Source organism: Aeromonas popoffii, from assembly GCF_037818705.1.
Classification (GTDB): Bacteria; Pseudomonadota; Gammaproteobacteria; order Enterobacterales; family Aeromonadaceae; genus Aeromonas; species Aeromonas popoffii.
In genome coordinates this window covers 614,665-635,058 of record NZ_CP149129.1, presented here as the reverse complement: position 1 = coordinate 635,058, position 20,394 = coordinate 614,665, and the positions used below count along the sequence as shown (strand labels likewise).

The window sequence follows — 20,394 nt, the reverse complement described above, 5'->3', positions numbered from 1 at the left end:
TTTTATGAAATTTGGCATTAAATCCGTTGCGGCTGCCCTGCTGGCTGGCCTGGTTCTGGCCGGTTGTGGTCAAAAAGAAGAGAACAAGACCCTGAAAGTGGGTGCCATCGCCGGGGCGGAATCCCAGCTGGTGGAAGCCGCGGCCAAGGTCGCCAAGGACAAGTTCGGTCTGGATGTCGAAGTAGTTACTTTCTCCGACTTCGCCACCCCGAACGTGGCCCTGAACGATGGCAGCATCGATCTGAACGCCTTCCAGCACAAACCGTATCTGGATAGCCAAGTCAAGGATCGCGGCTTTGATCTGGTGCCGGTCGGCAACACCTTCGTCTACCCCATCGCCGGCTACTCCAAGAAGATCAAGACCCTGGCCGATCTGAAAGAGGGTGCGCAGATCGCCGTGCCGAACGATCCGACCAACCTGGGTCGTTCCCTGATCCTGTTGCAAAAGCAGGGCCTGCTGACCCTGAAAGAGGGCACAGGCCTGGAAGCGACCGTGCTCGACATCGCCAGCAACCCGAAGAAGCTGAAGATTGTTGAACTGGAAGCAGCCCAGCTGCCCCGTTCCCTGGAAGACGTGGATCTGGCCATCATCAACACTGTCTACGCCTCCCAGATCGACCTGCTGCCAAGCCGTGACGGCTTGTTCGTGGAAGACAAGGACTCCCCCTACGTCAACCTGCTCGTTTCTCGTGGCAACAACAAGGATGACGCCAAGGTGAAGGAGTTCGTCCAGGCCTTCCAGAGCGATGAAGTGTACAAAACTGCTAACGAACTGTTCAAAGGCGGCATCGTCAAAGGTTGGTAATCACTCACTCTGCAAAAAAGGCCACGCCAAGCGTGGCCTTTTTTATTGTCGCGGTTATCATAACCGGGAGCACGGCAACACGAACATAACAGAACATGAAAAAATGGTATCTGGCCTACTGCAAGCCAAAGGAAGAGGCCCGCGCCCGCGCCCATCTTGAGGCCCAGGGGATTGCATCCTATTACCCCATGGTCGAAATCGAGAAGCTGCGGCGGGGCAAGCGTGTCCCAGTGCGGGAACCCATGTTTCCCAACTATCTGTTCATCTATGTAGATCTGGAAGAGGTCACCCCTGTCACCCTGAAATCGACCCGTGGCATCAGCCGCATCATCCACTTTGGCAAGGAGTGGACCTCCATCAGCAGCCAGCTGGTCTATCAGTTGATGAGCCGCGATGACAGCGACGAGGCGAGAGCCAGCTACGCCAACCTGCCGACCCAGGGCGACAAGGTGTTGATCGAATCGGGTCCATTGGCCGGGTTCGAGGCCATCTATCTGGAACCGGATGGGGAGAAACGCGCCATCCTGCTGGTCAGTCTGCTGAACCAGGAGACATCCAGCAGTTTCGACAATCAGGCATTCCGCCGTCTGGACTAACCTTCATCTGGCGTCCATGGCGAGCAACGCCTCACTCCTGCTGGTCAGTCTGCTGAACCAGGAGACATCCAGCAGTTTCGACAATCAGGCCTTCCGCCGTCTGGACTAACCCTCATCTGGCGTCCATGGCGAGCAACGCCTCACTCCTGCTGGTCAGTCTGCTGAACCAGGAGACCAGCAGCAGTTTCGACAATCAGGCTTTCCGCCGTCTGGACTAACCCTCATCTGGCGTCCATGGCGAGCAACGCCTCACTCCTGCTGGTCAGTCTGCTGAACCAGGATACCAGCAGCAGTTTCGACAATCAGGCCTTCCGCCGTCTGGACTGATAAGCAAACGGGCCCACAGGCCCGTCTCAGTTTATCTGTTTCCTCCTCACTATCCGGCCATCTGGCATCCAGCTCGAAGCGGCTGATGACGGACGTCAGTCGTCCAGTATCCTGCGCCAGTCGGGCCACTATCTCCTCCCCCTGCCGACTGCGCTGGCTGGATTGCCTCATCCCGCTGCAGGGCCGGTAGCGCCAGCTCCAGTAGCTTCGTTTCGGCATGCACCCCGGCACTCAGTCTCCGATCAGACCCGGTAACCGTTCGCGCCAGGAGTCATGCCATCCCATCAATTCATCACGCGGCATGGGTCGGGCGGAGAAGAAGCCCTGACACACATCGCACCCCAATCTGGCCAGCAGTCGCCAGGTCAGCTCATCCTCAACCCCCTCGGCGACCGACTTGAGCCCCAGTTTGCGGGCCAGCTCGATACTTGACTCTATTATGGCCAAACGTGAGGGATCCTCATAGCAGCGATCAACGAAGGAGCGATCCAGCTTGAGTTCGGTGAAAGGCAGCAGGGCCAGCTGCTGCATGGAGGAGTAACCGGTCCCGAAGTCATCGATGGAAAGCCCAAAGCCATGCATGCGCAGACGGGTCAGCACCTCCAGCGACTTACCCAGATCCTTCACGAACGAGCTCTCCGTCACCTCCAGGGTGATGAGCTCGGGGTTGATACTCCAGCGCTGACACTGGTTGATCAGGGTGTTACAGAGATCCCCTTCGATGAGGGAGGTGGTGGAGAGGTTCATCGACAGGTTGAGGGAAAGACCGGTCCGCTCCCACAGGTGGCCATCGCGCAGGGACTTGCTGATGATCACCTCGGTCAGCTGGTCGATGAGACCATTGTGCTCCGCCAGCGGAATGAAGCGAGCCGGCGAGATGAGGCCGTAGTCCGGATGTTGCCAGCGTGCGAGCGCCTCCATGCCGACCCACTGCCCCGAGCCAAAGCTCACCTTGGGCTGATACCAAGGCAGCAACTGATCCTGCTCCAACGCCCGACTCAGCCCATCCAGGGTCAGGCTGTGGCCGTCCTCCTCCTGGGCCCGTTCCTGTTGTGGCCGCCAGGCGCCAATCAGCTGGCTGATCTGCTGCTGGCTGGAGGGCTTCTCGATGCGCCCCAGCACCTGCAGACCATAGGCAGCGCTCATCCGCAGCACGGCTTCGACCACGTCATCTTCCAGCGCGCTGGAGAGGATAATGCCGCCACGAAAACCGCCGAGGGAGAGACGGCGCAGCAACGCCATGCCATCCATGCCGGGCATGCGCAGATCGCAAAACAGGATGTCGACCTGATGACGCTGACACATGGCCAGCGCCTCCAATCCGTCCTGGGCCTCCAGCAAGGAGGAATAACCGAGCCCACGGATCTGGTGCATCAGTGCCTTGCGCTGGAACGCGTGGTCTTCCACCACCATGATCACCAACTCATGCTGTGTTTTGTTCATCGAGCCATAGTCCAATTTCGCGTGTAATAGAATTCATCAGCGCCAGTACTGTCTGGCTCAACTCGGTGAGTTCTTCCAGTTGCTTCAGACGGGCCGCCGCTTCGAGTCGGGCAGCTTCCTCTGCCAATGCCAACTGTCCTACCATGCGGGCAGCGCCCTTGATGCGGTGCGCCGTCTCCACCAGGGCATGGGTATCCTGGCAAGCCACCGCCTGCATCATGTCATCGCCATCCTGTCGGTTGGAATCCAGGTACTCTTGCGCCATGCTGCGGGCCACCTCATCATCCCCGAACAACGAGATCCAGCGCTCTCCCTGCTGCCTGGCCGGTTCAGTAGGCTGTGGCGCCGCCTCCTCCGCCGGCACGACCGCTGGCAACCAGCGGGCTAGCATCTGGCGCAGGGTATTCAGGGTGTAGGGCTTGAACAGCATGTCGTTCATGCCGGCCTGCTGCATCTGCAGGCCGGCCCCTTCCGACGTATCGGCAGTGACGCCGATGATGGGAGCCTGTTCCCCCTGTGCCCGCAGGGTCCGGGTCAAGGTGTAGCCATCCATCACCGGCATGTGACAGTCGGTCAGCAGCAGGGAAAAGTCCTGCCCCTGCCAGGTACGCAGCGCTTTCTCGCCATCGTCCACCACCTCGGCGTCCACCCCGAGAATGCCAAGCTGGCGCGCCAACAGGGCGCGATTGATGGGATGATCGTCGGCCACCAGCACCCGCCCCTGCAATTGAGCGGCATGGGCCTGCACCGGATTGATCGCTTTTTCCCCCAGCAACTGGTGGCAGGTCTCCAGCAACAGATCGGGGTAAAGCGGGGATTGACCCAGGCGCCACCAAGCATCCGAGTCCATGCGGCCGCGCAGCGCTTCCAGCGGGGAGAGCACTATGCCCTTGAGGGCGGATTGCTGCAAACGTGTCGACCACTCGCTGCCCAGCGCCTGCTCGAGCCAGCCCTCCTCCGCTAATAACAAACCACTCACCGGTTGCTGCCACTGTTGGGGGTCCAGACGATTCAATCTGGCCCCCAGCCGCTGCATGGCAGACTGCAGGGCCGCATCCTCGCCAAACAGCCACCACTGCTGACCAGCCAGCGGCGGCGCATCCCATTGGCACTCCGTCAGCGGGAAACCAAAGGTCAGCCGGGTGCCCTGGCCCGGTTTGCTCTCAAGAGCCAGGCTGCCCCCCATTTTCTGGGCCAGCTGATGACAGATGGCCAGTCCCAGCCCGGTGCCACCGAAGCGTCGGGTTATGTCGGACTCCACCTGCTCGAACGGGGTAAACAAGCGATCCTGCTTCTCTTCCGCGATGCCGATACCGGTATCGCTGACGGCGATAAACAATTGTTCAACGCGATAGCTGACCTGGATACGGATCTCTCCTCGCTCGGTGAACTTGACCGCATTGTTAAGCAGATTGGAGAGCACCTGCCCCACCCGCACGGCGTCGATACGGGCCAGATCCGGCACCTCGAGCGCCCACTCCAACGCCACCTTCAACCCCTTGCCATGAGCCAGTGTGGCATGGCCACGGATCACATCGCAGATCACGGAGGAGAGGCGACAATCCTGATAATGCAGTTGCAACTGGCCCGCCTCTATCTTGGAAAAGTCGAGCACGTCGTTGACAAGATACAGCAGGTTGTTAGTGGAGGTGATGACGTTGCGCAGCATGTAGCGCTGATCCTCGTTCAGCTCGCTCATCTGCAACAATTCCAACATGCCGTGCATGCCGGAGATGGGGGTCCTGAGCTCGTGGCTCATGGTGGCGAGGAAGCGGCTGCGCACCTGCATCGCCTGCTCCGCATAGGCACGAGCCTCTCTCAGCTCGTTCTCCTGGTGCTTGAGTGCAGTGATGTCCTGGATCACCCCGTTGAGGATCAGATTTCCCTCATCCTGCGGCACGAAACTGCCGCGCACCTGCAAATAGCGATCCCCTTCGGGACGCTCGACCCTGACCTCCAGATCGAGCCGCGCCAGCGTCTCGGCATGATTGGCCACCTTGCTGACAAAGTCCTGCAGCGCCTCTTCGGTAAAGCCGAACACCTCGCCGCCCGACTCGGCCGACAGTATATCTTGCTGACTGACGCCCAGGATCTCACTCGCCCCCTGGGAAGCATAGAGGAAGCGGCCCTTGCCAGGCCCCTGCCACAGATATTGATAAACGATGCCCGGCATGCTGTCGGTGATCTGAGTGAGCCGGGTCTCCGCCTGGCGGGCCCGCGCCTCGGCCTCCTTGATGCGGGTCACATCGGTCAGCACAGTCAGTACGCCCAGCATATCGCCATTCGGGGAGCGATAGGGGCGCTTGGTATAGATGACGTGGAACATGGCGCCATCCTGGCGGCGGCTGTAACCCGCCCCTTCCAGCTGCTCACCGCTCTGCCACACCTCCAACTCCTCCCTGAGCACCCGCTCCTGCTCCTGGGGCGGCATGCCGTCGAGATCGTCGTAATCATCGCCGTCCTTGGCCCCGATGAAGGCATCCCGGTAAGCCTGGTTGCAGAGGGTGATACACTGCTCACGATTTCGCAGCGCCACCATGTTGGGCAGGGAGTTAAGCAGGGTCTGCACGAAGGTCAGCTGCTCGTTCAACTTGTGCTCGGCCAGCTGACGCTGGACGATTTGGCGGCGCAGCGTGCGGTTCCAGCCGATGAACAGCAAAGCGCTGAGCAGGAAGGCACCAATCCCGAAGAAAGACCAGCGCATCACGGTCGCCGGGTTGATGCCAGTCTGGATGGTGAGGGAGAGCCACTTCTGCTCCAGCCTCGACAGCTCGTCAGGATGGATGGAGAGCAACACCTTGGTCAGGATCTGCTGCAACATGGGATCTTGCTGATGCGTCGCCATGGCGATGGGCACTCGCAACTCGTTGCCGGAGAAAACCACCTGATAGCGGTTATTGAACCCTCTCTGTAACGCCAGCTGCAGCGTCGTCATGCTCATCACCACATAATCGACCTCGTGTCGATCGAGCAGGGGCAACAGCCGGGTGTCACTGCTGACCGTCACCGGATAGGCACCCACCGCCTTAAGCACCGACTTCTCGACCGAACCTGCGACGATTCCCACCTTGCGCCCTTTGAGCTGATTGAGATCCTCAAGCTCAACCTCCCCATGCCTGGCCACAATCGCCCTGTGGATGAAGGCGTATTCGGGGGTAAACAGAAAAAATTGGCGGCGTTCGGGGGTCGGCGTCATGGCCGGAATGAGATCCAGCTTGCCCGCCTTGAACAGCGCCAGAGTCTCGGCCCAGCTGCTGGTCGGCACCAGGGTGAACTTGAGGCCGGAGCGCATGCTGAGCAGTTTGAGCAGATCAGCGAGGAATCCCTTGAGCTGACCTCTACCGTCTATCTCACTCACCGCTGGCCAGTCAGGGGCGACGCCGAATCTCAGGGTCGGGTGCTGCGCCAACCACTCCAGCTCGCTCTGGTTGAAAATAATCTGGCGAGGACCATTGGCCAGTTCGTAGTCGACTATGCCGCCGGTCTCCAGAATGCGGCGCCGTTCATTGAGGGGAATGTCGTTGAGTGCCCGCTCCAGCAGTCCCTGCAGGCCCTGATTGTTGGGTCCCACCGCCATGGCCAGCGAGGTATCCGTCACCCAGTCCGGGGTGATCACCTTCAAACTCGCCTGCTGTTGCAGACGCTGCAAGCGAACAAGAGCAGGCAGATCCGCCAGATAGGCATCCGCCAGGCCCCTCTTCACCATGAAGACAGCCTCTTCGCTGCTGTCCGCCTCCGCCAGGTGTGCCATACCCAGCTCAGCCAGCGTCTCACAGGAGCTGAAACCATGTTCACACACCCAGCGCAGTTGACCGGCCGCGGGCAGGGTCAGCTGGTCATCCCCCTTCGCCAGCAGAATGCCACGGGGCATCCCCACGAGATCCGAGGTAAAGCGCATCTGTTGCTGCCGCGACTGGCTGGGTGTCACGCCGAGCAACATGTCGACCTCGCCATCGAGCAAGGCCTGCTGGGCTCCGGCATAGTAGGGGTAGGTCTTGTAGCGCAGGGTCAGCCCCAGTCGGCTCGCAACCAGAGAGGCAAAATCATCCAGCGGGCCGCTGAAACCGTCCTGGCTATTGGCATAGACATAAGGGGGCCAGGCCACCGAGGGCATGCCGACCACCAGATCGCTGCGTGTGGCGAGCCACAGGCGCTCGGACAGCCCCATTCGATCCTTGTCCAGACCGGTTTCTGCCGCGGCGGCAAGGCTCCAACAAGCAAGCCAGCACAACAGGAAGGCGCGATAGCAAAGACGCAACATGGACAACTCCTGAACAGATCAGAGAGCGATGATAAAGATTTTGGCAGAATGTGCGAATGAAAATTCGGAACCAAACTCAAGCGGATACGAAAAATGGCAGACCTAAGCCGAATGCCAGTCAGTAAAGCATTTTTTTGACTAAATATTCAAATTTTTAATTAAAGAAACAGCGCTATGGTTTAAGCCTAAATTGGTCTGAAACCCTTGCCCTAACTAGCATCCAATAAAAAAGGGAGGCATCATGCCTCCCTCACTCTTTGGCCCTTATACCTCGCGGGCTGAGACTCAAATTATCTTAACTGACTGGCATTAAGGTCTAATCCTGCCATCTTCTTGCAAGAAGGGGCCTGGCCCCTTCCTGTCAGGTTATTCGATTCCCAAGCCGGAAGCCGGTTTGATACTCCTGCTCACGGACGTGGGCGATCTGCACATTCTGCCCTTCCAGACCTATGTCTTTCAGCAAGGCGGGCGAGAGGTGCAGGTAAGAGGTGCGGCGTTCCAGCCGGGTGATCCGTTTCTGAACCAGGGATTCGACGGTGCGCAGCAGGGTCAGTTCGATAGACATGATATTCTCCAGTTGAACGTGCGGTTCTCCCGGAGAGAGGCAATCACCCTGCGGGACAACCGCGGGTGATGAAAAAGCAGGTGTTACCTGTTTCCTCCACGCGGTAGAAAAAGAGCACGAGTCTTCGCGCTGCCAATGCAGCGATCGAACGCAACGTTTAGCATTGAATGTTGCATGATCGTCTCCTTACCGCGTGAAAGTTGAACAAGTTGCCACAGTCTAAAAAAAGACCGAATTTTATACAAGAACCTCCCCCCCACATGGGGAGTGAGTCATCTATCAATATCCGGACGAGACACAGAACTCTCGCCCATCAGCCGCACACATCAGGCGCCGGACTGCACGCACAGGATTTGCCTGGCGCGTGTCAGATCCCGGACAAGAGGCGGAACTCTTCCAGCACATAGGTATCCGTCATGCCACTCACATAGTCGAGCAGCAGCCGCACCCGGTAATACCACTCCTGTTCGGCACCCTTGTCGAAACGGGGATCCCGGCTGGCCACCGCCAGCCGGTATGCCTTGAGATGACGGGCCGACAGGCGGTGAAACAGACGGCGGGCGAAGAACAGCTCGCTGCCCCCCTGCCCGGCCAGCAGGCGTTCGAACTGGCTGGCGGGCAATGCCAGCAGACAGGCATAGGTGGAGAGCACACCACGCAAGGCGGCATAGCCTTCCAGCTCCAACGCCTCGACCTCGGGCCGCATGAACACCTGCTCGCGGGCCACCTGCTTGAGGGTGTCGAGCACCATAGCCGCCGGCGCCTGACCATGCAGCAACGCCTGGGGATAGGCACCGCTCAGGATGAGCTCATGCTCGCTCACATAGGTGTGGGCGGCCAGCGCGATCAGATCCCGGGTAAGGTGCTGGCGAAAATGGGGGAAGAAACCTCTGTCAGAAGCGGTGGCATCCGCCAGCAAGCCCGCCATGTAGGCCCCCTCATCGGCCAGACGCAGCGCCTGTTGCAATTCGCTCAGGCTGAGAATGCGCCTGTCCACCGCATCTTCGAGATCGGCGATGCAGTAGGAGATGTCGTCGGCCGCCTCCATGATATAGACCAGCGGGTGGCGGCAACCGGGCGCCAGTCCCAGGCTCTGACTCAGGGAACGGTAGAGGGGTTGTTCACTGAAGAAGATACCGCGCTTGCTGGCCCAACCATGATGTTGGCCGTCGTGCAGGGGTTGCTGCGGATACTTGCACAGGGCGGCCAGCTGCCCCAGGGTCAGATTCAGCTCGTGCAGACTGTGCACCAGCCGCAGGCTCTGGGCATTGCCATCAAACACCAGCAGATCCTGGCGCAATGCGGCCCATTGCGGGCTGGGCGCGGCCCCAAGCGCGGCGGCAAACAGCTCATCCAACGCCTGCCCCAGCCACTGACTCATCACCTGCTCGCCAAAGTGACCGAACGGCGGGTTACCGACGTCGTGCAGCAGGCAGGACATCTCCACCAGATTGATGAAGGCCCCCTCGCACACCGACCCCGCGGGCAGTGCCGCCAGAATGCGACGGCTGATTTGGCGGCCCGTCTCCTGCACCTCCAGCGAATGGGTGAGACGGCTGCGCACCGAGGCCTTCACATCCAGCGGGAAGACCTGGGTCTTCTGCTGCAACCGGCGCACCGGCGCGGCCTGCACTATGCGGGCGCGATCCAGCTCGGTCGCCTCCAGCAGATCTTCCTCACCCCAGGGGTGACTGCGCAGTGACGGGATCAAACGCTGATACATGTTGTTTATCTCCTTGGGTGCGTAAAGAGGCGGCACGCGCCTCAGGAGAGCAGCCAGCGCTTCAACCTGGCGATATCGCCCGGGCACTCGCGACGCAGCGACTCTATCCAGTCCTCCACGTTCTCCCACCAGGCGGGATGATCCGGGCTCTGGATCAGCTGGGCCAGTTGCTGCAGCCGGCGCAGACCAATGGAGCCGGCCGCGCCCTTGATCTTGTGCGCCTCCTCCACCACCCCGGTTTGATCCTTGGCGATCATATTGGAATCGAGCACCGCCATGTAGTCGGGCATCATCTTCTCGAACAGATCGACGCTGGAGAGCAGCACCGGCTTGCCCACCGTATCGGCGTAATCGGTGAGGAAGGGCAGATCCAGCAACTCATCCTGGCTACCCACATCGGCCTGCTCGTCCGCCTCATCGTCAGCCAGGTCGGCAAACAGGTGGCCAATCACCTCCCGCACCGCCCTGGAGCCCAGGGGCTTGTTAATCACATCCTGCATGCCGCGATCCCGATAGTACTGGCGATTGCCAGTGGCGTTGGCGGTGAGCGCCACCATGGGCGGCAGACTGTCGCTGTAGCGCTCAAGCAGTTGGGCCGCCACGTCAAAGCCGGTCATGTCTGGCAACTGGATATCCAGCAGGATCAGGTCAAAGTCATCGGGATTGGCCATGGCCAGTGCCTGGGCACCGTCCCGCGCCACCTGTACCTGATGACCCAGCTTGTTGAGCAGGGCGCAGGCCACTGTCACGTTCAGCTCCACATCCTCCACCAGCAGGATATCGAGGGAGGGCATCTCGGGCTCGGCTCTGGCGGCCTGAGGCTCGACACAGTCCACTTCCAGCTCGGCAGTAAAGCAGGAGCCCTCACCCGGGTCGCTGTCCACGTAGAGCTGACCGCCCATGGCCTGCACCAGCTGACGGGAAACGGCCAGACCGATGCCGGTGCCGGTGGCGTGCTTCTTGCCCTGCACCTGATAGTACATGGCGAAGATCTTCTCCTGCTGGGCGCGAGGAATGCCGACGCCGGTGTCCTCCACTTCGAAGTGCAAGGCCAGCTTGCCCGGCTCATCGGCCGCGTGGGAGAGGCAACGTACCGTCACCCCGCCCTCATCGGTAAACTTGACCGCATTACCCACCAGGTTCCACAACACCTGACGCAGCCGGGTGCCATCGGTCATCACGAATTGCGGCATGTCACCATCCCGGTCGAAATGCAGATAGAGCCCCTTCTGCTCCGCCTGAATACGCGACAGCGTCTCCAGCTCGTCGAGAAAGGCGGGCAGGTCGATGGGGGTTGGTGCTATCTCCAACCGGCGCCGGTCGAGTTTGTCCAGATCTATGATGTCATTGAAAATATTGCCGAGCGTCACCGCGCTCAGGTGAATGGTCTTGAGCTGTTGATGCTGCTTGGGATCGAGGGGGGTATCCATCAACATGCGACTGAGCCCCACTATGCCGTTGAGCGGGGTACGCAGCTCGTGGCTGATGGTGGAAATAAAGGTGGTCTTGTCGCGACTCGCCTTCTCCAGCTTGTCCTGATACTGCTTGCGCTCGGTGATATCACGGCCAAAACCGAGCAGACCGAGCCGCTTGCCGAAGCGATCGAAGAAGGGCACCTTGCGCAGCTCGAAGTAGGCCTTGCGACCATCCGGATACTCCAGCCACTGCTCATAGGTGAGCGGCTCGTTACTGGCAAAGACCTGCTTGTCGGTCTCCACCACCTTGCTGGCGATGTCCTGCTTGTAGACATCGAACGGTGTCAGCCCGATGAGCTCGGCCTCCACCTTGCCGGTGAGCTCCTCCATGGCACGGTTGCAGCCGGAGAACTGCTCGTCTTCGTTGCGGTAGTAGACCAGATCCGGGGAGCAGTCGATAAAGGAGCGCAGCAGAGCGGTGCGCTCACCCAGATGCAGTTGGGCCTTCTCGCGCTGGAACACCTCGTTTTCCAGATCCTCGATCGCCTGCTGACGCAGGGTCTCGGCCCGGTTGGTCTCGGCGATCTGGGCATTGAGGCGGCTGATGTTCTCCTGCAGCTGGCTGTTGAGCCCCAGATCCCGCTCGCGCATGTCTTGCAGCTTGCTCACCATGCGAGTCAGGCGCTGACGGGAATCCTCCAGCTGATCAACCACTATGGAGAGAAAATAGACGGCCCAGGGTGTCACCAGCAGACCGAAGAAGACAGAGCGCACCAGGTCGACTATGTCCACTGTGCCGCGCAGAAACAGGGTCACGCCCATCTGGATGGAAACAGCCAGCACTATGATGCCCGTCGCCAGGAACATGCTAAAGCGCACCAGTCCGAGCTTGGTCATCAGGTCGACGTAGTATTGCGCCCAGGATTTGATTTGTTTCATCTTATTGTTTTCTCCCCATATTCGCCGAACAGAATACCAGCACGGCGCGCCGAACTCTTGTGCCGTTGCACGATTAATTATCGATTAATCTATGCCCCCGCATGCAGGGATAAACTCGGTCAGCCAGGGCCAAGTCTGCGGCGCCAGCATGCTGGCCGCTTAATGTAACGAGATGATCTTGCAGGAGTCTTATCGATACGTACTCTCACCCGGCTGAGTCTTGGCCCGCTGGCAGTCAATGCCGCCCACGCCGCTCCGGGCGAAACTCCTAGGCAGCCCGGCAGGTCCGGTTTCCTGCCCTGCGGGGTCAACGCCATCAGCTACAAGTCCAACCTCCATGCAGGAGAGGGCAGCAAGAGCCGCATTCATGAGCTCGGCGCCGCCGACAGCGAGAGCTGTCCGCCCTACAACGGCTAAGCCATCCCCCTGCAGCAACAAGGCCACCTCATGGGTGGCCTTGGCATGCTCAGCGTTGGGCTGACGTCAGATACCGAGCGAGTCGAGCAAGTCATCATGATCGTTGACGACCGGTGCGGCCAACGGAGCCGGCTTGGCTGCCGCCAGCTTGGTCTGGGCGATCAGGGCATCCGGATCCAGCTCCTCCTCATCCATGCCATCGTTGTGAATGCGGATGAACTCTGTCCGGTCCATCGCCAGCTCCAGATAGAAGATGTTGTTGCGGGAGGTGAAGAAGGTAACCCGGCGCGCTTCCGGATTGTCGAGGTTGGTGTCGACACTCAGCATCACCTGCTTGTTCAGCGCCAGCATTTTCGGCTGGTTCTGGGTAATGTGAGTCTGCAGATCCCGGCCCACCTTGACGGTGAAGCTGCCGACTATCTGGTTCATCAGCTCACCCATGACGTTACTCACCTCGTCCGAGGTGTGGGAAATGGCGAGATCTTCCTTGGAGAGCCCCATGCTGAGCATGTAGCTCTCATAGAGCTCCATGGCCGCAGAGGCGGAGAAGTTGATCACTACCAGGCCGGAGAAGCCGCCATCAAACAGCACGAAACAGCCGATATCCGGCTTGAGGCAGGTCTTGCTGATCCGCTGCACCATGCCGGAGAAACGCACCTGACTCATGGTCGCCGCACTCAATACGTCCGTAACCGAATGACACAGACTCAGCAGCACATCCTCTGTGGTCAATACGGTATCGTTGTCGGCTCTTGTCACTATCATGGGACCTTCCTGAACATCGAAAATGGGCTTATCTATACCATAACTCTAACAGATAGCGCGGCTTGGGCTTCGAAATAGCGAGCCGCCTCTCACTTGACTCAATTGTCAGCAACAAGCGGAGTGAAGCCAGCCAGATGAGCAAGTTTGAGGCGCCAACTGGCGGCCTCTTGCTGCAAGCTGGCCTCGTCATAAGGCAAGGAGGAATGCGCCCCCCAGATGGGACCTGGCCATGCCCGATCCGTGGTAAAGCGGGCGACATGATGCAGATGCAGCTGCGGCACCAGATTGCCGAGCGCCCCGATGTTGATCTTTTCCGGGCTGAGGGCTTGTTCCATCAGGGCGGCAACGGCACAAGACTCCTGCATCAGCTGTTGCTGCTGCGCGGGCGCCAGATGGTGAATTTCGCGCAAGTTGGCGACCCGTGGCACCAGGATGAGCCAGGGATACTGGCTATCTTTGGCAAGCAGGACACGGCACAGCGGTAGATCCCCGAGCACCTGGGTATCCGCCTGCAAGCGAGTATGCAATTCAAACATGAAGACCTCGTTGGATAAGGTGGGCGCAATGCACGAAAAGAGCGCCCACGTTACTGCAACGGGCAACAAACTTAAAGTCGCGGCACAGCCCAACCGATAAAGCGCTTGCGAAGCTCGGGGTCGGCCTTGAGGAACAGCTGCTGTAACTGCCCTTCCAGCTCGCTGGCGGCCACAACGGGTTGCGCCCCGCTAGCGAACGTGGCAGTTGGCTGTGCGGATATTGCTCCCGCCGTCAGCGCCGCCTTGCCGCCGCTGCGGTTGTATTCAGCCAGTTTGCCGCTCCAGTCCACCCCAAGCAGCATGCCGCTGGTCACCAGCGCATCCTGCTGAGTATCGAGCGCCTGACCATTGGCCTGCAGCATCACAACTGGCCCCTTGGCATAGGCCACCATCGCCTGCTCATCAGCTGGCTGTTGGGCCACCAGCGTCAAGCGCTGATTGCTGGCCTGATAGCGCACCACCTGTGGCTCGGACCGCACCTGCCGGTCGTTTTCGCTGCTATTGCGACTCGGGATCACCCCCTCATAGCGCACCAGCAGTTGCTGCTCTCCGTCCGCCAGGGTAGCGTGCTGCTCGTCCTGCAAGGTGCCACTGCTCACCGCCAGGATCTGGAAATCCGTTGGCACCACCACCTCGACCTCGGCCTGCGCCGTACTCATGCCCGTCGCCGCGCACAGCAGCGTCAACCCAATCCAACCCTGAGAACCTTTCATGTTCACTCATCTTCCTGATCGCTGTGATGGGCGCAGGGTAACAACCGAAGATGACAGAAAAATAACGCCGCTCAGAGCAGATAGTGGGGCCGCTCGGCAAACCACTGGGCCAGCACCTGCTTGAACAGCCGGATCTTGCGCGGTACCCGCCGCTGCTGGGCATGCAGCACATGGAGCTGATGCAGGCCGCTCTGCCACTCGTCGAGCACGGTCACCAGCTCCCCCGCCGTCAGCGCTGACTCCACCAGCATCAGCGGGCACTTGGCATAGCCCATACCGGCGCGGGCCAGTTGCAACACGGTACTGTAGTGGTTGGCCCGCACCTTGCCCTGCACCAGAATGTGGACCTCTTCCCCCTCACGGATAAAGTGCCACTGCTCCCAGGCCGGATTGTGCCCCTGCAACAGGCACCTGCGCCCGCTCAGCTCATAGGGAGTGGCCGGACGCCCCTCGCGCGCCACCAGTTCGGGACTCGCCACCACCACATCCTTGAGCCGCCCCAGCGGCAGGGCCACCAGATTGTCCGGCACCTCGTTCATGGCCCGCAGGGCGATGTCGTTCTCCCCCTGACTCATGTCGACCATCTGGTTGGTGAAGTTGAGTTCCACCTCAACCCCCGGGCAGAGCGCGGCAAAGCAGGTCAGCAGCTCGCTCACCATGCGATCGCCGGTGCTGACCGGGCAGGTAAAGCGCAGGCGGCCGCCATCATCTTCGGTCAGTGCCTGAATATCCTGCTCCGCCTGCCGTGCCAGCACGAAGATCTCCCCCGCCTGCTGATAGAGGGTCTTGCCCGCCTCGGTCAGGCTGAGGCGACGGGTGGTACGCTGCAGCAATTGCGCATTGAGGGAGGACTCCAGCGCACTGACGTGGCGGCTCAGCATCCCCTTGCTGACCCCCAACGTATCGGCTGCGGCCGAGAAACTGCCTCGCAGCACCACTTCGTAAAAGCTGGCCAGATGGGCGATATCCATCATTAGCTCCAATATGGAAACAATGAGTTTATTTTACGCGCTTTTTCACATTTTCTGTTGCGCTAGAATCGACACATCCCAACCAGGAGTGATGCAGATGAACATTGTGATTGTGGGTGCCTCCGGCACCGTCGGCTCCGCGGTCAGTGAACTGCTTGCCAAAGGTCATCAGGTGATCCGGGTCGGCCACAGCCGTGGCGATGCCAGAGTCGACATGCGCGATCCCGCCTCCATCAAGGCGCTGTTTGCCCAAGTGGGCCCGTTCGATGCGCTGGTGGTGGCCAGCGGCAGCGTCGCTTTCAACGGCCTGACCGAAATGACCGACGAGCAGTGGCAGGTGGGGATCCAGAGCAAGCTGATGGGCCAGATCAACCTGACCCGCGCCGCCATTCCCTATCTGAATGACAAGGGCTCCATCACCCTGATCAGCGGCATCCTGAGCGAGGAGCCAATCAACTGGGGGGTGAGCGCCAGCACAGTCAACGGTGCCATCGATCACTTTGTAAAAGCGGCCGCCTGCGAGCTGCCCCGCGGCCTTCGCATCAACGCGGTGAGCCCGACCGTGCTGGAGGAGTCGATGGACAAATACGCCGACTTCTTCCCGGGCTTCGTGCCGGTGCCCGCCGCCAAGGTGGCGCAGGCTTACAAGAGGTCGGTGCTGGGCATCCAGACCGGTCAGGTGTTCAGGGTCAACGGCTGATAGCTGCCCCTTGCCGCCAGACCAGCAATAAAAACGGGCCCCGCAGCGGGGCCCGTCTGTTTCTCTGCCTCTCTCTTTCGCCACCAGCAAACGTTTGTTTTTCAGTGGCGAAAAAAGAGGGCAACCCTTAGTCGATCAGACCGTACTGATCGCGCAGCACCTCGATGATCTCCTGCTTGGGATTGGCAGAGCGCACCAGCTTGTGGCCGATGATCTTCTCGGCGATCCCGACATAGGTGTTGGAGATATCCATCATCACCTCGGTGGGCAGCTTGTTGTCGCGAGCCAGGGCAAAACGTTCCGGCATGCGGTTCTTGTTGAGCAGGATGTCCGGATCCGGGAAGTGGTTGAGCAGCCACTGACGGAAACCCTCTTTGGACTTCTCGACAATCTGACCGTCGCGCAGGGCCGCGCCATCCCAGATACGGGAGCTGTCGGGGGTACCCACTTCGTCCATGTAGATCAGCTTCTCGTTGCCGGCGGCATCGTGGACGTAGCCAAACTCGAACTTGGTATCGACGAAGATCTGATCCAGCCCGGCCAGCGCGTCGCTGATGACGTTGAAGCCCTCTTTGAGCAGCACTTCGTAGCGGTCGATGTCGGCCGGTTTGCTGAAGTTAAAGCCTTGGTAGTGGCGCTCGATATCGGCACGGGAGACGTTGACGTCATCGGCTTCCGGCACGCCATCCAGCCCTGTCAGCACGCCCTTGGTGGAGGGGGTGATGAGGATTTCCGGCAGCTTCTGATCTTTTTTGAGCCCTTCTGGCAGGGTGATGCCACAGAACTCCCGCTCACCATCCTTGTAGGCACGCCACATGGAGCCGGTGATGTACTGACGGGCAATCGCCTCGATCATCACCGGACGGGCTTTTTGCACGATCCAGACGAAGGGGTGCGGAATATCCAGAATGTGGCTGTCAGCCAGACCCTTCTCCTTGAACAGCTTGAACCAGTGGCTGGAGATGGCGTTGAGCGCCGCCCCTTTGCCCGGTACGCCGTTCAGCCCATCCACACCTTGCCAGATGCAATCGAAGGCCGAAATGCGATCGCTGATCACCATGAGGGCGAGGGGCGCATCGGCCGGCACATCGTAGCCTTTCTCTTTTATGAGCCGGGCACTGTCTTCGGGGGTCAACCAGTAGACGCTGCGCACTTTGCCGGAATGGACAGGTTTATCGGTACGGATCGGCAAATCGTCATTCACCGCCAATACTTGATCTGCAAGACTCATGGCTAATAACACTTCCTGTTTGTGGGAGGAATAAAACAAGAGCACCAGGCCCTTGTTTCTGGGGGGTTAACATATCAAGCGCATCAGACCCTGTATTTACAGGGGGAGCAACCTAACAAAACAGGGGCACTAGGCCCCTGTTTCTATTTTGTTTTTGCTGCTTGGTCAGCCAAGCCCTTGGCGAATGCCTCGGACAGACTGATGTACATCTGGGAGATGACACCGGACGACACCGGCTTCTTGTCCTTGTCGAACAGGGTGATGGAGGTCTTGCCCCCAGCCATCTCGCCAAGCTGGAAGCGATACTTGTTTTCTTCCAGTTTGAACGGCTCGCTGCCCTTGGCCTTCCAGAAGTCGCTGCCCGGCTCGTCGTACTCAACGTCGATCCAGCCCAGAGACTGCTGGGTATCCTTGATGGTGAAGCCATAGCCAGGCAACACCTGGTTGAGGCGGCGCCATACCTGCTCAAAGGAACCCTCGACAATCCATGCACTCAACTCGTTGTTGTCCAGCCCCAGCTCCAGCCCCATGCCATCATTGGACTTGTGCTGTTCGCGGGACCTGAGCTGCTTGTCGTAAAAGAGGGAGAACTGGTTCAGGGCGCGAGTGGCGTAGCGCTGGGCATCAGCCGGCGTCAGCACTGTGCTGGTCTCGCCGCCGATGGTCTCTTCGTGCTCCAACACCCGCACCGACATGTTGACGGCGTGACGCTGGGCATCGTTGCGCAGGGTAAACTGGTAACGCTGACGGATGTTGAAGTCGTCATCCTCTTCACTCCAGCCATCGAGTGCCTTGGTGTTGTCAAACCAGCCGGTCTGCAATACGCCGGCCTGCTTATCCAGCTTCTCGGTGGTCACCTTGTACTGGGCCAGAAAGTTCATCAGGAAGGCCCAGGTATCGTGCTCCACGCTCTGGGAGGTGCTCAGGGCATAGAAGGCCACGGTGGGCTCGCTGGCATTGGGCACCACCTGGCTGCCCGGCACCACGGTCAGCAGCTGGGCGGGTGGGCGCACGTCAATCTTGGCGCCGACGGCGCCTTCGCGACTGCTCTCGGGCAGCGCCGGGATGTCGAAGCTGCTGTTAAAGGCGGGGGTACTCAACCCGGCAGGCACCAGGAACGCGCGCCCTTCAAGGCGGGCATCCTCGTACTCGAAACCACGGTTGGCCATCTTGCGCTCTTGGGGTGAGCTACAGGCTGCCAGCACGGCAACGGTCGCCACACTCAGCACCAGGCGCACTGCATTTCCCTTTCCATTTGCTTTAAACACTCGCCATCAACTCCGCAGTGGTCAGTGCTCGCGTCATCGCTTGTTCGCCCTCGGGGGTGAGGTCGGTGAGCGGCAGACGCAAGGTCGCCGTCGCCATCAATCCCAGTCGGGCACAGGCCCACTTCACCGGGATGGGACTCGGTTCGCAGAACAGAGTCTGATGCAACGGCATCAATCGATTGTTGATGTCATGGGCCAGACCGGCATCACCGGCCAGCGCTGCACGACACATGTCGGCCATCTGGGCCGCTGCAATATTGGTGGTGACCGAAATGACTCCATCGCCACCTTGCAGCATAAAATCACATCCACTGGCATCATCGCCACTATAAAGCGCGAATTCCGCTCCGCACAGCTCACGCAGCAGCGGAGTACGACTCAAATCCCCGGTGGCCTCTTTCAGACCTATGATACCGGGCACCCTGGCCAGTCGGGCTACCGTCTCCGGTTTGAGGTCGCAACAGGTGCGACCGGGCACATTATAAAGAATTTGGGGCAGACCACTAGCCTCGGCGATCGCACAATAGTGACGATAGAGACCTTCTTGCGTGGGTTTGTTGTAATAAGGGGTAACCGAGAGACCCGCCACCACGCCAGTTTCGGCGAATCGTTTGGCCAAGTCGATGGCATGAGCGGTATTGTTGGAACCGCAACCGGCGATGACGGGAATGCGTCCGGCGGCCAGTTCCACGGTTTTTTCCACGACGGCGATGTGCTCCTGCTCGCTCAGGGTGACCGATTCCCCCGTAGTGCCAACCGCAACGATGGCGGTGGTGCCTGCGCCGACATGATAATCGACCAAGGCGGCCAGACTGGTCCAATCGACTTCGCCTGAAGCCAGCATGGGGGTAACGAGGGCAACGATACTACCGCGTAACATGGATATTTCTCCCGATTTTCAGGGGCGTTATGGTAAAGCTGCCCCCTTGGAAAAACAAGGGAGGCAGGGGGCAAGCCGTGATACCATTCTGCACAAAAAGCGGTGCACGAGCGCGACGGTCGGCGCCAGTCTCAAGTCATCTCGACTAAAGACAAGGCTCGCGGCCACTGCATTCTCAACAAAGTTGCCATGTACAAGCGCAGGGAATGGCCTAAGGCCAGTCGCCCAGTCAGGGTGGCGCCCACTGCGTTCACATTCGCAACCAGCTAATGGACGAGAGAAGATTTATGACTCACTACCTGGTCGTAACGGCCATAGGCACGGACAGGCCTGGCATCGTCAATGAGGTCACGCGCCACGTCAGTGGCTGCGGTTGCAACATTGTCGACAGCCGTCTTGGCATCTTCGGTAATGAATTCACCTTCATCATGCTGCTGTCCGGGGACTGGAACAGCCTGATGCAACTCGAGATAAGCCTGCCCCTGCGCAGTCAGGAGTGGGATCTCATCACCATGATGAAACGCACCGAGCGCCACCACTCACTGCAATACGACATCAGCGCCAACGCCGAGATCCTGATCCGCGACCAGCCCGGCATCGTAAGCCAGTGCACCCAGTTCTTCAGCGACCACGGCTGGGACATTCAGGCTATGCAGACCATTACCCTTGAACAGGAGCCCTTCAATCTGCTCAAGGCGAGCTTTCAGCTCAATCTGGCCAAGCAGGGAGAGACTGCCGGTTCGGAAACGGCCTTCGCCGGATTCTGTCGCGAACTGGGCGCAGAATCGTTCGAATTCATCGTCAACAACAAACACGCCTGACGGCGTTTACCCGAGGAG

At 59.8% G+C, this 20,394-nt stretch carries 16 protein-coding genes; 4 read left to right on the top strand and 12 right to left on the bottom strand.

Translation table 11 applies throughout. The features are described 5' to 3' along the window. Nucleotides 1-4 precede the first annotated feature (4 nt). Nucleotides 5-805 carry a methionine ABC transporter substrate-binding lipoprotein MetQ gene (gene metQ, locus WJM78_RS03015; RefSeq protein ID WP_042035135.1) on the top strand — a complete coding sequence of 267 codons (801 nt, stop codon included), beginning with the start codon at nucleotides 5-7 and terminating at the stop codon, nucleotides 803-805. Between the two features lie 95 nt (nucleotides 806-900). Further along, on the top strand, nucleotides 901-1,401 hold the full coding sequence (gene rfaH, locus WJM78_RS03010; RefSeq protein ID WP_042035136.1) for a transcription/translation regulatory transformer protein RfaH: 501 nt from the start codon (nucleotides 901-903) through the stop codon (nucleotides 1,399-1,401). Nucleotides 1,402-1,959: 558 nt separating this feature from the next. On the opposite strand, the gene WJM78_RS02995 is transcribed toward rfaH, so the two are convergent. From WJM78_RS02995 to WJM78_RS02955, 9 genes are all read right to left on the bottom strand, one after another. Continuing rightward, on the bottom strand, nucleotides 1,960-3,171 hold the full coding sequence (locus WJM78_RS02995; RefSeq protein WP_339013463.1) for an EAL domain-containing response regulator: 1,212 nt from the start codon (nucleotides 3,169-3,171) through the stop codon (nucleotides 1,960-1,962). Further along, nucleotides 3,152-7,432 (bottom strand): transporter substrate-binding domain-containing protein, encoded by a 4,281-nt coding sequence (locus WJM78_RS02990; protein ID WP_339013460.1) that lies wholly within the window; start codon nucleotides 7,430-7,432, stop codon nucleotides 3,152-3,154. Before WJM78_RS02990 ends, WJM78_RS02995 begins: the two co-directional genes overlap by 20 nt. A 361-nt stretch (nucleotides 7,433-7,793) precedes the next feature. Then, nucleotides 7,794-7,997: a hypothetical protein gene (locus WJM78_RS02985; RefSeq protein ID WP_042039391.1), complete on the bottom strand. Its 204-nt coding sequence runs from the start codon at nucleotides 7,995-7,997 to the stop codon at nucleotides 7,794-7,796. A gap of 367 nt (nucleotides 7,998-8,364) precedes the next feature. After that, complete coding sequence (dgt, locus tag WJM78_RS02980) at nucleotides 8,365-9,720, bottom strand: dGTPase (protein WP_339013454.1); 1,356 nt, start codon at nucleotides 9,718-9,720, stop codon at nucleotides 8,365-8,367. 41 nt (nucleotides 9,721-9,761) lie between these two features. Next, nucleotides 9,762-12,074 carry an aerobic respiration two-component sensor histidine kinase ArcB gene (gene arcB / locus WJM78_RS02975; RefSeq protein WP_339013451.1) on the bottom strand — a complete coding sequence of 771 codons (2,313 nt, stop codon included), beginning with the start codon at nucleotides 12,072-12,074 and terminating at the stop codon, nucleotides 9,762-9,764. Between the two features lie 483 nt (nucleotides 12,075-12,557). Further along, nucleotides 12,558-13,256 (bottom strand): DUF3334 family protein, encoded by a 699-nt coding sequence (locus WJM78_RS02970; protein ID WP_108536567.1) that lies wholly within the window; start codon nucleotides 13,254-13,256, stop codon nucleotides 12,558-12,560. A gap of 98 nt (nucleotides 13,257-13,354) precedes the next feature. Beyond that, nucleotides 13,355-13,792, bottom strand: coding sequence for an HIT domain-containing protein (locus WJM78_RS02965; RefSeq protein WP_339013448.1), 438 nt, complete (start codon nucleotides 13,790-13,792; stop codon nucleotides 13,355-13,357). Nucleotides 13,793-13,863: 71 nt separating this feature from the next. After that, nucleotides 13,864-14,505, bottom strand: a complete 642-nt coding sequence (locus WJM78_RS02960) for a DUF2057 domain-containing protein (protein ID WP_339013445.1) — start codon at nucleotides 14,503-14,505, stop codon at nucleotides 13,864-13,866. Between the two features lie 71 nt (nucleotides 14,506-14,576). After that, on the bottom strand, nucleotides 14,577-15,476 hold the full coding sequence (locus WJM78_RS02955; protein ID WP_339015733.1) for a LysR family transcriptional regulator: 900 nt from the start codon (nucleotides 15,474-15,476) through the stop codon (nucleotides 14,577-14,579). Between the two features lie 97 nt (nucleotides 15,477-15,573). Between WJM78_RS02955 and WJM78_RS02950 the strand changes: the two genes are divergently transcribed. Next, nucleotides 15,574-16,176 carry a short chain dehydrogenase gene (locus WJM78_RS02950; RefSeq protein WP_339013442.1) on the top strand — a complete coding sequence of 201 codons (603 nt, stop codon included), beginning with the start codon at nucleotides 15,574-15,576 and terminating at the stop codon, nucleotides 16,174-16,176. A 127-nt stretch (nucleotides 16,177-16,303) separates the two neighbouring features. Here the strand turns inward: WJM78_RS02950 and WJM78_RS02945 are convergent, their stop codons facing one another. The 3 genes from WJM78_RS02945 to dapA all read right to left on the bottom strand — a co-directional run bounded on the left by WJM78_RS02945 (nucleotide 16,304) and on the right by dapA (nucleotide 19,555). Continuing rightward, complete coding sequence (locus WJM78_RS02945) at nucleotides 16,304-17,407, bottom strand: phosphoribosylaminoimidazolesuccinocarboxamide synthase (RefSeq protein WP_287146556.1); 1,104 nt, start codon at nucleotides 17,405-17,407, stop codon at nucleotides 16,304-16,306. A 143-nt stretch (nucleotides 17,408-17,550) separates the two neighbouring features. Then, on the bottom strand, nucleotides 17,551-18,675 hold the full coding sequence (gene bamC / locus WJM78_RS02940) for an outer membrane protein assembly factor BamC (protein ID WP_339013439.1): 1,125 nt from the start codon (nucleotides 18,673-18,675) through the stop codon (nucleotides 17,551-17,553). After that, nucleotides 18,668-19,555 carry a 4-hydroxy-tetrahydrodipicolinate synthase gene (dapA, locus tag WJM78_RS02935; RefSeq protein ID WP_339013437.1) on the bottom strand — a complete coding sequence of 296 codons (888 nt, stop codon included), beginning with the start codon at nucleotides 19,553-19,555 and terminating at the stop codon, nucleotides 18,668-18,670. The genes bamC and dapA overlap by 8 nt, the downstream gene beginning before the upstream one ends. Nucleotides 19,556-19,842: 287 nt before the next feature. Here dapA and WJM78_RS02930 point away from each other — a divergent pair, with 287 nt between their 5' ends. Then, the gene (locus WJM78_RS02930) at nucleotides 19,843-20,376 is read left to right on the top strand and encodes a glycine cleavage system protein R (protein ID WP_042039377.1); all 534 of its coding nucleotides are present in this window, start codon (nucleotides 19,843-19,845) and stop codon (nucleotides 20,374-20,376) included. The last annotated feature ends 18 nt before the right edge of the window (nucleotides 20,377-20,394 follow it).

Coding starts and splice junctions, on each gene's coding strand:
- metQ (WP_042035135.1), top strand. CDS start 5: ATGAAATTTGGCATTAAATCCGTTGCGGCTGCCCTGCTGGCTGGCCTG.
- rfaH (WP_042035136.1), top strand. CDS start 901: ATGAAAAAATGGTATCTGGCCTACTGCAAGCCAAAGGAAGAGGCCCGC.
- WJM78_RS02995 (WP_339013463.1), bottom strand. CDS start 3,171: ATGAACAAAACACAGCATGAGTTGGTGATCATGGTGGTGGAAGACCAC.
- WJM78_RS02990 (WP_339013460.1), bottom strand. CDS start 7,432: ATGTTGCGTCTTTGCTATCGCGCCTTCCTGTTGTGCTGGCTTGCTTGT.
- WJM78_RS02985 (WP_042039391.1), bottom strand. CDS start 7,997: ATGTCTATCGAACTGACCCTGCTGCGCACCGTCGAATCCCTGGTTCAG.
- dgt (WP_339013454.1), bottom strand. CDS start 9,720: ATGTATCAGCGTTTGATCCCGTCACTGCGCAGTCACCCCTGGGGTGAG.
- arcB (WP_339013451.1), bottom strand. CDS start 12,074: ATGAAACAAATCAAATCCTGGGCGCAATACTACGTCGACCTGATGACC.
- WJM78_RS02970 (WP_108536567.1), bottom strand. CDS start 13,256: ATGATAGTGACAAGAGCCGACAACGATACCGTATTGACCACAGAGGAT.
- WJM78_RS02965 (WP_339013448.1), bottom strand. CDS start 13,792: ATGTTTGAATTGCATACTCGCTTGCAGGCGGATACCCAGGTGCTCGGG.
- WJM78_RS02960 (WP_339013445.1), bottom strand. CDS start 14,505: ATGAAAGGTTCTCAGGGTTGGATTGGGTTGACGCTGCTGTGCGCGGCG.
- WJM78_RS02955 (WP_339015733.1), bottom strand. CDS start 15,476: ATGGATATCGCCCATCTGGCCAGCTTTTACGAAGTGGTGCTGCGAGGC.
- WJM78_RS02950 (WP_339013442.1), top strand. CDS start 15,574: ATGAACATTGTGATTGTGGGTGCCTCCGGCACCGTCGGCTCCGCGGTC.
- WJM78_RS02945 (WP_287146556.1), bottom strand. CDS start 17,407: ATGAGTCTTGCAGATCAAGTATTGGCGGTGAATGACGATTTGCCGATC.
- dapA (WP_339013437.1), bottom strand. CDS start 19,555: ATGTTACGCGGTAGTATCGTTGCCCTCGTTACCCCCATGCTGGCTTCA.
- WJM78_RS02930 (WP_042039377.1), top strand. CDS start 19,843: ATGACTCACTACCTGGTCGTAACGGCCATAGGCACGGACAGGCCTGGC.